We start from the raw sequence: 12,579 nt of genomic DNA on the forward strand, positions 1-12,579 counted from the left end.
ACGTTTTTCTATTAATTCTTTAGAATTAATCATGAGGAAAAAAATTAAATTTTAAGTATGATTCCTGTGATTTTGGCTGGTGGAAAAGGTGAACGGTTTTGGCCCCTAAGTCGGAAACATCGACCTAAACAATTTTTGAGTTTAGATGGCAGTGGGATTAGTTTATTACAAACCACCGCAGAAAGGTTATTACCTTTAACCGAAAGTTGGGAGGGTTTATGGGTCGTAACTTCTGCTTTATTGGAGTCGGGAGTTCAAACTCAATTACCCCAATTACCCCACCCCAATATTTTAGCTGAACCGGAAGGACGAGACACCGCCGCTGCCCTAACCTGGACAACTTTAGAAGTAGCAAAACGTTACGGGGAAGAAGCAGTAATTGGGTTTTTTCCGGCGGATCATTGGATTGCGGAACCGGAGAAATTTCGCCAAACTTTAAAGGCGGCGGAGGTATTAGCAAAAACCCAAGATGTGATTGTTACTTTGGGGGTAAAACCCACATATCCTTCCACTGGATATGGTTATATTGAACAGGGGGAAGAAATTGGAATCTTTGATGGATTTCCCGCTTATAAAGTGGCTCGTTTTACTGAAAAACCCAATCGAGAAACGGCAGAAAATTTCTTAGAAACCGGGAGATTTAGTTGGAATGGTGGAATTTTTGTATTTCGTGTCGGTGTGGTTTTAGCAGAATTAAAAACATATCTTCCTGAGTTAGTTAGCGCCTTAGAATTGAAAGGAAAAGACGCTTATCCTGAGTTGAAAAAAATTAGTATTGATTACGCCTTAATGGAAAAAACCCAGAAAGCCTGTGTTTTACCCGTTGAATTTGGCTGGGATGATTTAGGGGATTGGAATGGGTTAGAACGATTATTAGGGGGAGATAAACCTAACGTAGAATTGGTTAAACATATTGGTTTAGATACAAAAGGCACAATTTTATTTAGTTCCAGTGATGAAGATGTGATCGTAACACTGGGGATTGAGGATTTAGTGATTGTGCGGGATGGAAATGTCACCCTCATTGCTAAAAAAGATCGAACTCAAGATATTAAACAGGTGTTAAAAACCCTAGGAGATGATCCAGAATTTCAGAAACTCTTGTAATCAGAGAAATTTGTATTAACAATAACCATTTGGGAGAGATGGCAAACGTCAATGATGTAACTGATGATAGACATTAGCTTTGTGGGATGGAAAGAGACTAGCACAGTGATTGATTTTTGTGATCACTGTGGCTTTGTCCTTTTGATCTGGTGTAGCGAGATCTTTTTCAAAATGTTGGGTTGAGTCAATCACCCAAATATTCCCAAAAGTAGAAATCAATTTCAGAAAATAGGAAGAAACTGAAAAGAAAAGTCTACACTAAAGAAAAGCGTTATTCTTCTGCATCAGGTTAATCTTATGTCAGAATCTCCGAAATCCATTGCCCAACACTACCATGAGCGGACGAAATATGACCCCGAAACCCTAGGGTTGAAAAGTCAGACCTTGGACTGGGAAAAACAGCCCATTCCTTTTAAAGAGTATAAAATCGGTACAGTATTTGATCTTAAACCCTACCTGCGGGACACAGACGAAGCCGTATCTAGTGATCCTAAAATCCGACTTTGGCAGCGTTTATCCCATTTGTTGCTGCATAGTTATGGTTTAACGGCCAAACTCCCCACGGCGGCGGGAGTCCATTATCTGAGGGCGGCACCTTCGGCGGGGGGGTTGTATCCTGCGGAAATCTATTTAATTTCCAGGGGGACGGCAATTTTATCGCCGGGTTTATATCATTATCAAGCCCAAACCCATGCTTTAGTTCAATTTTGGGAAAATCAAGTTTGGCCTGATTTACGAGATGCTTGTTTTTGGCATCCAGCATTAGAAAATACCCATTTAGCATTGATAACAACGGCGGTTTTTTTCCGTTCTTCTTGGCGCTATCAAGATCGGGCTTATCGGCGAATTTGTTTAGATACGGGTCATTTATTAGGTAATATTGAATTAATGGCGGCGATGAATGATTATCGACCCCATTTAATCGGAGGATTTGGGGATGATATTCTGAATCAATTGTTATATTTGGATACGGATGCTGAAGGAGCGATCGCGGTTTTAGCCTTAGCAGATTTATTAGAAATCAATGAAAATTTACCGATTTCAAGAACAGCTTTACCCTCGGAAACTCATATAGATTACCCTAATATTCCCGATGGAAAACTGCTGGCTTATTTACATAAATCTACTAAGTTAGAAACAGATTCTTCGGGAAGTCAAGGTTGGAAACTCCTAGAAACTGACGGAATATTAGAAGATAAATATAATTTTCCGTTTTGCACAAAAATTTCAACGGTGACAAGTTCAATTGATTGGGGTAAAAATTTATCAGGTTTAGAAAAAACTATTTTAAAACGGAGGTCTACAAGAGGTTACACTGGGGCAGAATTAATGTTAAATGAACTTCTAGCCCTTTTAGATTTTACCTATCAACCTTACCATTATATTCATCAAGGATTAGATGGTTCTCCAGATTATTTTGATTTGAGTTTAATTGAAACGTTTATTGCGGTTTCTGGAGTCTCTGGTTTAGAGGATGGGTGTTATTATTATGCTCCCAAAGCCCAAGAATTAAGGCAAATTCGCTTTAAGAATTTTCGTAAGGAGTCGTACTATTTGTGTTTACAACAGGATTTAGGACGGGATGCAGGGGCGGTATTATTTCATACGGCGGATTTGAAAAAAGCGATCGCCAATTATGGAGATCGGGTTTACCGCTATTTACATTTAGATGCAGGTCATCTCGGACAACGCTTGAATTTAGGTTCTGTTTATCTGCGTTTAGGAGTTAGTGGAATTGGGGGATTTTTTGATGATCAGGTGAATGAAGTATTGGGTATTCCTACGGATGAAGCCGTGCTTTATATTACAACATTAGGTAGACCCAGGTAGAGAAGCAAAGAGGGTTTGGAGATCAAACCCCTACGATAAAATATTACAACCATAGCATTTTAAACAAATGTCATCTTCTGAACCTTCGATAGAAACCATTATTACGCCGAAATCTTCTCGAAAAGATGCGGGTTTAGCGCCATTGGTGTTGACATTGGTGGAACTAATTCGACAGTTAATGGAAGCCCAAGTCATTCGACGGATGGAAGGAAATACCCTCAGTGAAGAAGAATTAGATCGGGCGGCACAGAGTTTACAACAATTAGAAATTCAGGTATTAAAACTGTGCGAAATCTTTGAAATAGACCCGGCAGACTTGAATATTGAATTATCGGAATTTGGCACATTATTACCCAAATCAGGAAGCTATTATCCAGGGGAAAATACACAAAATCCTTCGATTTTGGAATTATTAGATCGGTTAATGAATACGGGAATTGTGGTCGAAGGAAGTGTGGATTTAGGGTTAGCACAAATAAACTTAATTCATGCAAAACTAAGATTAGTCCTAACCTCCAAACCTCTCTAACTCTTGTATCATTTCCTCTGCTATAGCAATCCTAAATAGGTTGTAACATTTCAATACTGATATGAAACGGCCAGAAGTATTACCCCAGATCCCTCCCCCCCTAGCCCCCACGGGGGGTTTGGGGGGGCTGTTCCGGTGTTCCCTTTTGATCAGGGATTTTAAACACAACTCAAATAGGATTGCTATATATTAGAGAGTTTGACATTAAGGTTTATAATAGGTGTTGGTGCGATCACTTACACAGCCCAAGGGTTTAATTAATGGGGGTTCAATTATGGGAAATGGTTTATATTTATATGGGATTTTACCGACTAACCGAGTCCGACCTTTAGCCTTGCATGGGTTAGATAAACAACCGATACAAACCCATCCCGTTGATGAGTTTAGCTTTTTATATTCCGAGACTCAACAGGAACGTTATTTAGCCAGTCGGCGCAACCTATTAGGCCATGAAGACGTATTAGAAAAAGTGATGCAACATGGCTATCGAAGCGTTTTACCCTTGCAATTTGGATTAATTGTAAAAGATTGGGATCATGTGAAAGCGCAGTTAATTTTTCCCTATCAAGATCGGTTAAAAGAATTGTTTCATAAATTAGAAGGAAAACGGGAAGTTGGGGTGAAAATATTTTGGGAAGAAACAGAAGAATTAAACCTGTTAATGACAGAAAATCAAGGGTTAAGGGAAAAACGCGATAGCTTAGAAGGGAAACGTCTGAGTATGGATGAAATCATCGGTATCGGTCAAGAAATTGAATGGGCGATGAAAAATCGTCAACAGGGAATTATTGATAAATTTCAACAGACATTAAACCCCCTAGCGGAAGAAATTGTCGAAAATGATAACTTGACCAGTGCTATGATCTATAATGCAGCCTATTTAATTCCTTGGGATACGGAACCCCAATTTGGTGATAAAATTGAAGAACTTGATCACCATTTTAATAACCGCCTGCGAATTCGCTATAATAACTTTACGGCCCCGTTTAATTTTGCTCAACTCAGATCTTAATCAGGTGTGTTATGGTATTACGATACCATTATATTCATCAAGGATTAGATGGTTCTCCAGATTATTTTGATTTGAGTTTAATTGAAACGTTTATTGCGGTTTCTGGAGTCTCTGGTTTAGAGGATGGGTGTTATTATTATGCTCCCAAAGCCCAAGAATTAAGGCAAATTCGCTTTAAGAATTTTCGTAAGGAGTTGTACTATTTGTGTTTACAACAGGATTTAGGACGGGATGCAGGGGCGGTATTATTTCATACGGCGGATTTGAAAAAAGCGATCGCCAATTATGGAGATCGGGTTTACCGCTATTTACATTTAGATGCAGGTCATCTCGGACAACGCTTGAATTTAGGTTCTGTTTATCTGCGTTTAGGAGTTAGTGGAATTGGGGGATTTTTTGATGATCAGGTGAATGAAGTATTGGGTATTCCTACGGATGAAGCCGTGCTTTATATTACAACATTAGGTAGACCCAGATAGAGAAGCAAAGAGGGTTTGGAGATCAAACCCCTACGATAAAATATTACAACCATAGCATTTTAAACAAATGTCATCTTCTGAACCTTCGATAGAAACCATTATTACGCCGAAATCTTCTCGAAAAGATGCGGGTTTAGCGCCATTGGTGTTGACATTGGTGGAACTAATTCGACAGTTAATGGAAGCCCAAGTCATCCGACGGATGGAAGGAAATACCCTCAGTGAAGAAGAATTAGATCGGGCGGCACAGAGTTTACAACAATTAGAAATTCAGGTATTAAAACTGTGCGAAATCTTTGAAATAGACCCGGCAGACTTGAATATTGAATTATCGGAATTTGGCACATTATTACCCAAATCAGGAAGCTATTATCCAGGGGAAAATACACAAAATCCTTCGATTTTGGAATTATTAGATCGGTTAATGAATACGGGAATTGTGGTCGAAGGAAGTGTGGATTTAGGGTTAGCACAAATAAACTTAATTCATGCAAAACTAAGATTAGTCCTAACCTCCAAACCTCTCTAACTCTTGTATCATTTCCTCTGCTATAGCAATCCTAAATAGGTTGTAACATTTCAATACTGATATGAAACGGCCAGAAGTATTACCCCAGATCCCTCCCCCCCTAGCCCCCACGGGGGGTTTGGGGGGGCTGTTCCGGTGTTCCCTTTTGATCAGGGATTTTAAACACAACTCAAATAGGATTGCTATATATTAGAGAGTTTGACATTAAGGTTTATAATAGGTGTTGGTGCGATCACTTACACAGCCCAAGGGTTTAATTAATGGGGGTTCAATTATGGGAAATGGTTTATATTTATATGGGATTTTACCGACTAACCGAGTCCGACCTTTAGCCTTGCATGGGTTAGATAAACAACCGATACAAACCCATCCCGTTGATGAGTTTAGCTTTTTATATTCCGAGACTCAACAGGAACGTTATTTAGCCAGTCGGCGCAACCTATTAGGCCATGAAGACGTATTAGAAAAAGTGATGCAACATGGCTATCGAAGCGTTTTACCCTTGCAATTTGGATTAATTGTAAAAGATTGGGATCATGTGAAAGCGCAGTTAATTTTTCCCTATCAAGATCGGTTAAAAGAATTGTTTCATAAATTAGAAGGAAAACGGGAAGTTGGGGTGAAAATATTTTGGGAAGAAACAGAAGAATTAAACCTGTTAATGACAGAAAATCAAGGGTTAAGGGAAAAACGCGATAGCTTAGAAGGGAAACGTCTGAGTATGGATGAAATCATCGGTATCGGTCAAGAAATTGAATGGGCGATGAAAAATCGTCAACAGGGAATTATTGATAAATTTCAACAGACATTAAACCCCCTAGCGGAAGAAATTGTCGAAAATGATAACTTGACCAGTGCTATGATCTATAATGCAGCCTATTTAATTCCTTGGGATACGGAACCCCAATTTGGTGATAAAATTGAAGAACTTGATCACCATTTTAATAACCGCCTGCGAATTCGCTATAATAACTTTACGGCCCCGTTTAATTTTGCTCAACTCAGATCTTAATCAGGTGTGTTATGGTATTACGATACCATTATATTCATCAAGGATTAGATGGTTCTCCAGATTATTTTGATTTGAGTTTAATTGAAACGTTTATTGCGGTTTCTGGAGTCTCTGGTTTAGAGGATGGGTGTTATTATTATGCTCCCAAAGCCCAAGAATTAAGGCAAATTCGCTTTAAGAATTTTCGTAAGGAGTTGTACTATTTGTGTTTACAACAGGATTTAGGACGGGATGCAGGGGCGGTATTATTTCATACGGCGGATTTGAAAAAAGCGATCGCCAATTATGGAGATCGGGTTTACCGCTATTTACATTTAGATGCAGGTCATCTCGGACAACGCTTGAATTTAGGTTCTGTTTATCTGCGTTTAGGAGTTAGTGGAATTGGGGGATTTTTTGATGATCAGGTGAATGAAGTATTGGGTATTCCTACGGATGAAGCCGTGCTTTATATTACAACATTAGGTAGACCCAGATAGAGAAGCAAAGAGGGTTTGGAGATCAAACCCCTACGATAAAATATTACAACCATAGCATTTTAAACAAATGTCATCTTCTGAACCTTCGATAGAAACCATTATTACGCCGAAATCTTCTCGAAAAGATGCGGGTTTAGCGCCATTGGTGTTGACATTGGTGGAACTAATTCGACAGTTAATGGAAGCCCAAGTCATCCGACGGATGGAAGGAAATACCCTCAGTGAAGAAGAATTAGATCGGGCGGCACAGAGTTTACAACAATTAGAAATTCAGGTATTAAAACTGTGCGAAATCTTTGAAATAGACCCGGCAGACTTGAATATTGAATTATCGGAATTTGGCACATTATTACCCAAATCAGGAAGCTATTATCCAGGGGAAAATACACAAAATCCTTCGATTTTGGAATTATTAGATCGGTTAATGAATACGGGAATTGTGGTCGAAGGAAGTGTGGATTTAGGGTTAGCACAAATAAACTTAATTCATGCAAAACTAAGATTAGTCCTAACCTCCAAACCTCTCTAACTCTTGTATCATTTCCTCTGCTATAGCAATCCTAAATAGGTTGTAACATTTCAATACTGATATGAAACGGCCAGAAGTATTACCCCAGATCCCTCCCCCCTAGCCCCCCCCTTGGTAAGCAGGGCTGTTTCAAAGTCGGGTGAAAAAGAGTAAAGAAATAGCGATCGCTACCTGATAAAATCAAGAGCGGTCGCTAACTTTTTATAAAAATAAAGATGCTAACAACTCTAATAGAAAAACTAAAAAAAGTCAAGGATTACCGAAAAGCCCAAGGAACAAGGCATCCGCTCTGGCTAGTATTATTAATAGTCATCTTGGGGCTGATGCAGAGAAATTTAGGTTATAGAGAACTCGAAAATTTTGCTAAAATTAATCAAAAAGAACTCAGTCAAGTTGTAAAAATTAAGCTGGAAAAACTGCCATCATACTCAACAATAAGAAGGGTAGTAGAGGGGGTAGATTGGTCAAATTTAATCGAGATATTTAATGAGATGTGTATTAAACCTGAAAAAGTTGGAGAACAAAAAAGTTTCGGTTTATCAAGTGAATAGCAACTTTCACAAAGGCTGGAAACATCTGAAAATTGTGATTCAGATAGAAAGAAGTGGCAACAGAGGGAAAAAACCCTACAAAGAAAAAGTATATTATATCAGTAGTGCAGTCAACGAGGCGAAAACGTTAGCTCAAATTATTAAAGGACATTGGGGGATTGAGAATCAATGCCATTGGGTAAAAGATGTAATTTTTCAAGAAGATAAAAGCCGAATCCGTAACTTTCAAGCAGCTACCAACTTCTCAACTCTAAAAACTCTGGTGATCAATCTTTTCAGAAGTTGGGGTTTTGTATCAATAACAGAAGGACAACGGTGGTTAACTGATCACTGGCACAAAATTTTTATTATCTCGGAACTGTTTCCCCTGAAATCCTCAAGATAATCGAGTAAATCAGCGGCAAAAATTCAAATAAAATAGATATAAATCCTCTATGGTAAAGATATAGAGAAGTTTTTTTTGCTTAAAAATCAGAAAGATGATACCTTGAGCAATATTCCTGATAATTCAGTTAGAATTACTCGGTTTTTTCGCCGAATGAGGCAAAAATTGGGGAGTTAAATTGAGTCCCCAATTTTGGAAAATGAAACAGCCCTGCCGTGCACGGGGGGCTAGGGGGAGAGGGAACATGGGGGAAAATACTTAACCGTTTGGGTTCTAAGATCCGTCTGGTGTCCTAACTGCCTTGGCGGTTGCTATATCAGTTTTTCTCTCCTGGGATTCCGGGGATATAATTTAGGAAATAAACCAATGATTAATTCCAAATCCGACAGCACGATTATATAATAATAGTTCAGAGGCAATTTTTAAAGCGGAATTTTGACCGATATCGGTTTCAAAAACTGAAGAAAAAACGGTATCAATTTTATTTTTTTGGCAAAAATTCTTGAGTTTTCTTGGAGATCCAAAAATAGCAGGTTTGATCACAAAAATATCTGACCATCCTTGTTGATAACAAAAGTTTAATTGTTGTAAATTAGCAACGGATTCATCTAAGGCTAGAGAAGTGGAATAGCGATCGCATAATTCTAACATTAAATCCAATTGAGAAATAGATAAAGGTTGTTCTAAAAATTCAATTTCAATCAAGTCTTGATTGGCATTAATTAAATCACAGGTTTCTAACCAATATTCTGCTTGCTCAAAGGTTAAACCGCCATTTGCATCTAACCTAAGACGGATTTTTTGAGGACTGCTTAAAGTTTCTATTACGATCTTGACTAACTGTTTAAAAATATTAATTTCTGTTGTAATTTCATCAACACCTATTTTCCATTTTAAGGTTTGATATCCTTGCTGAAATAGGGTTTCCCAAGTATTTAAAACTATTTCTCCAGTAGGTAATAATCCGCTATATTGAAGTTTAGATAAATCAACTAATGGGTTAGAATTTAACTCAATTAATGCAGATTCAAACCCAAATTGACAAGCGGGTAAACTGTCAGAAATAGTAAAAATTGTTTCTGTTGAAATGATACTCGGAAGTTTTTGACAAAAGGCGATCGCATCTTCCAAGGTTTCCGACCCAAACCAACTTAAAGGTGCAATTTCTCCCCATCCTATATTACCCTGTTTATTGGTTAAATTTAAAATAATTCCTTCTCGAATATTCCAAATTCCGTGGGCGGTTTTGAGGGGAGTTTTAAACGGACGTTGATAGGGTTGAAACTGAAATTGATAATTCATTCCGATAAAAACTTAACTATTTTATTAATCCACTGTTGAGGATTTTCAATTAAAATATTATGACCACAATTCGGGATAATTTGCAACTGGGAAAGGGGACATAATTGGTTTATTTCTTGGTTAATTTGTTTGAATTTATGATCCAATTCTCCAACTAACAGCAATAGGGGTATTTGATTGTTGGGTAATTTTTCCCAGAGAGACGGTTGATTTCCGGTTCCTAAATACCGCAGGGATTTTGATAACTCCATGGGATTATTCTTTAAACGATGATCAAAAATTTGATCAAATTCAGGGTGATTTTTTAAGGTTTGAAATAGTGGTTGGTTATACCATTGGTCTAAAAATATTGGAAATTCCAGGGTTTGTAGTTGTTGAGATTTTTGAATATCTGAAATCAACCGTTGTAACCGCTCTGATTCAGTTTTGAGTCCTGGGTATGTGGATTCTAATATTACTTTTTGAAAATATTGGGGAAAATTTAAGGTTAAATATAATCCTAATCTTCCCCCCATAGAATATCCCATTAAATAACATTGGGCAATATTTAGATGGTTTAATAACTCTATTAATGCGATTGCTGTTTCAGACATTTGATAACAAATGTCTTCTCCTAAAACTTGAGTTTGTCCGTGTCCAGGGAGGTCAAGGGTTAAACAACAAAACTGGGAAAATAGTGGAGAAATTCGGGTATTAAAATCCTGACTATTTCCTAGAAATCCATGTAAAAATAAAATAACAGGTTGATTAATATTGCCGTTTTTGGTATAATGAAAACAATAGTTTTTTTGTTTTAAAAACGGCATAAAACTTGATGAAGTTATTAATCTAGTAGCCAATGTAAAAAGGGAACAGAAGCGGCACAAAATGCCATAAATCCAAATAACCCGAATAACATTCCAAACAATAAAAATTCTTCTCCTTTTTGTTTAGCTAGTTTAACAATAAAATAACTGTAACCATAACAGGCGATGAAGAAAATAACGATAAATGCGGTAAAATAGTATTGCATTGTGTTTTATGGTGCTACGCACTAGGAAATAGGGAATAGGAATAGGAAATATTTGTGCAGCTTACCCGGCTTTAAAACCAGAACCACCACCAACTTTTTCGTTTTCCATTTGGTCTAATTGTGCGCCCATTCATTTTAGCCATGGCTAATTGTTCATCGGTGACAATGGCATCCGTAAGATTAGCACCACAAAGATTCACCCCTCGCAAATTAGCCCGATTTAAACAGGCATTTCTCAAATTTGCACCCCGAAGATCTGCCCGTTCTAAATTAGCATTACTCATATAGGCTTTAACTAATTTAGCATTTCTGAAATTAACATTCGTTAATCTTGCCCGACCAAAATTAACTTCTGTTAAATCGGCCCCTTGAAAATTCGTATTACTTAAACGGGATTCATAAAAATTAGCCCCAGACCAATCAAAATTTTCCAAATTTAAACCACTTAATTTACAGTCCGCAAAATCCCGTCTACCCTTTACATAAGCAGTTTTTAATGTGTTTTCATTCCATTTTGGGGCTGAATTTACAGGGACAGAAGCAGAATTAACTTTTTTATTCGCACCAGAATCACAGATCATACTAACTGGAGCGCCTTGATTAGCACCGAAACCACTCACTAGAGCAGTTTGATCATAAATATCCTGATCTCCTCCAATCTTTCCTGATTTTTTTTGCCCTAACCGTTGTTTCCTTTCTCGAATTTGTGCACCTATTTTTTCTGAAGTCAACATCAACCCGGTATTTTCATTGAAAACAGTAGGTTCATCCGTAGGAGTTGGTAATTTGGAGTTAGAAGTTGAGTTAGACTTCTGCTGCATTACCATGCTTCCTGAAAGACCTTCATAACTAGATTCAGAATCTAATGCTCGCAGAACATCTTGCGCCGATTGATAGCGATACTGCACCGAAAATTCTAACATTCGTTGCAATATACTGCAAAAAGAATCACTCACATCTAAATGGGGTTGCCACAAAATTTCCCCGGTAATTTGATTACTTTCAAAGGAATTAGGAGACTTCCCAGTCATCAAATAAACACAGGTCATGCCCACCGCATAAATATCACTGGCATAAACCGGACGTAAAGCCATTTGTTCGGGGGGAGCAAACCCCGATGTCCCGATGGCAAAATTAGTAAAAGCCGTCTCTCCAGTTCCCATCATTGTGGCTTGGTTAACTTGATCTTTTACCGCTCCAAAGTCAATTAAAACTAAATTTTGATCAATTCGCCGACGTAAAATATTAGCAGGTTTAATATCTCGATGAATCACTTCTTGACTGTGAATATAATCTAATATGGGAATAATTTCCCGCAGAAATTTTTTGGCTTGTGCCTCGTCAAAAATACCCTTTTCCTTGACCTCTTGTTTTAAAGTATAGCCATCCACATATTCTTGTACCAAATAAAATTGTTTTCCCACGATAAAATAATCAATGAGCCGAGGAATCTGGGGATGATCACCAATTTTACCCAGGGTTTTTGCTTCCCGTTGAAATAACTCCCGTGCCATTTCTAAAATTCGAGCCGATGTCGCCGTGGGTCGTAGTTGTTTGACCACACAATTCGGGCGTCCGGGTAGGGACATATCTTGAGCTAGAAACGTTGCCCCAAATCCGCCTTTACCTAAAGGTTGAATCACCTGATAGCGATTTCTCAGCAGCAATTTTGAACCACAAGCCTTGCACTTGAGGGCATCATCTAAATTCTCAGGTTGAGGGCAGGCTGGATTAACACAGTAGCTCATGATGTTTGAGATTGCTTTTTACCAGTGAACGGAGAACTTGCAAAACCCACAGGACTGATAATATAATACTGGATT

The 12,579-nt window shown here is 38.0% G+C and carries 11 protein-coding genes and 3 pseudogenes; 10 read left to right on the forward strand and 4 right to left on the reverse strand.

What is annotated here, in order from left to right; genetic code table 11:
* Positions 1-57 precede the first annotated feature (57 nt).
* From NMG86_RS03210 to NMG86_RS03255, 10 genes and pseudogenes are all read left to right on the forward strand, one after another.
* Complete coding sequence (locus NMG86_RS03210) at positions 58-1,107, forward strand: mannose-1-phosphate guanylyltransferase (RefSeq protein WP_026796993.1); 1,050 nt, start codon at positions 58-60, stop codon at positions 1,105-1,107.
* A gap of 297 nt (positions 1,108-1,404) precedes the next feature.
* Positions 1,405-2,937: a SagB/ThcOx family dehydrogenase gene (locus tag NMG86_RS03215; RefSeq protein ID WP_026798726.1), complete on the forward strand. Its 1,533-nt coding sequence runs from the start codon at positions 1,405-1,407 to the stop codon at positions 2,935-2,937.
* Positions 2,938-3,004: 67 nt separating this feature from the next.
* Positions 3,005-3,466 (forward strand): gas vesicle protein K, encoded by a 462-nt coding sequence (locus tag NMG86_RS03220; RefSeq protein WP_026796994.1) that lies wholly within the window; start codon positions 3,005-3,007, stop codon positions 3,464-3,466.
* A gap of 226 nt (positions 3,467-3,692) precedes the next feature.
* Positions 3,693-4,478, forward strand: coding sequence for a gas vesicle protein GvpF (gene gvpF / locus NMG86_RS03225; protein WP_348534565.1), 786 nt, complete (start codon positions 3,693-3,695; stop codon positions 4,476-4,478).
* Between the two features lie 26 nt (positions 4,479-4,504).
* Positions 4,505-4,957, forward strand: a pseudogene (locus NMG86_RS03230) (SagB/ThcOx family dehydrogenase); the annotation flags it as partial.
* Between the two features lie 67 nt (positions 4,958-5,024).
* Positions 5,025-5,486 carry a gas vesicle protein K gene (locus tag NMG86_RS03235; RefSeq protein WP_026796994.1) on the forward strand — a complete coding sequence of 154 codons (462 nt, stop codon included), beginning with the start codon at positions 5,025-5,027 and terminating at the stop codon, positions 5,484-5,486.
* Positions 5,487-5,712: 226 nt separating this feature from the next.
* Positions 5,713-6,498, forward strand: coding sequence for a gas vesicle protein GvpF (gene gvpF / locus NMG86_RS03240; RefSeq protein ID WP_348534565.1), 786 nt, complete (start codon positions 5,713-5,715; stop codon positions 6,496-6,498).
* Positions 6,499-6,524: 26 nt separating this feature from the next.
* A pseudogene (locus NMG86_RS03245) lies at positions 6,525-6,977 on the forward strand (SagB/ThcOx family dehydrogenase); the annotation flags it as partial.
* 67 nt (positions 6,978-7,044) lie between these two features.
* Entirely contained in the window at positions 7,045-7,506 is a 462-nt protein-coding gene (locus NMG86_RS03250) for a gas vesicle protein K (protein WP_026796994.1), read from the forward strand.
* Positions 7,507-7,721: 215 nt separating this feature from the next.
* Positions 7,722-8,442: pseudogene (locus tag NMG86_RS03255) on the forward strand (ISAs1 family transposase).
* Positions 8,443-8,793: 351 nt separating this feature from the next.
* On the opposite strand, the gene NMG86_RS03260 reads toward NMG86_RS03255, so the two are convergent.
* From NMG86_RS03260 to NMG86_RS03275, 4 genes are all read right to left on the reverse strand, one after another.
* The gene (locus tag NMG86_RS03260; RefSeq protein ID WP_026795749.1) at positions 8,794-9,744 is read right to left on the reverse strand and encodes an o-succinylbenzoate synthase; all 951 of its coding nucleotides are present in this window, start codon (positions 9,742-9,744) and stop codon (positions 8,794-8,796) included.
* The gene (gene menH, locus NMG86_RS03265; RefSeq protein ID WP_026796995.1) at positions 9,741-10,550 is read right to left on the reverse strand and encodes a 2-succinyl-6-hydroxy-2,4-cyclohexadiene-1-carboxylate synthase; all 810 of its coding nucleotides are present in this window, start codon (positions 10,548-10,550) and stop codon (positions 9,741-9,743) included. The genes NMG86_RS03260 and menH overlap by 4 nt, the downstream gene beginning before the upstream one ends.
* 17 nt (positions 10,551-10,567) lie before the next feature.
* Positions 10,568-10,756, reverse strand: coding sequence for a hypothetical protein (locus NMG86_RS03270; protein ID WP_026796996.1), 189 nt, complete (start codon positions 10,754-10,756; stop codon positions 10,568-10,570).
* A 71-nt stretch (positions 10,757-10,827) separates the two neighbouring features.
* The gene (locus tag NMG86_RS03275) at positions 10,828-12,504 is read right to left on the reverse strand and encodes a serine/threonine-protein kinase (protein ID WP_026796997.1); all 1,677 of its coding nucleotides are present in this window, start codon (positions 12,502-12,504) and stop codon (positions 10,828-10,830) included.
* Positions 12,505-12,579: the final 75 nt, after the last annotated feature.

This window comes from Planktothrix rubescens CCAP 1459/22 (genome assembly GCA_904830895.1).
Lineage (GTDB): Bacteria > Cyanobacteriota > Cyanobacteriia > Cyanobacteriales > Microcoleaceae > Planktothrix > Planktothrix agardhii.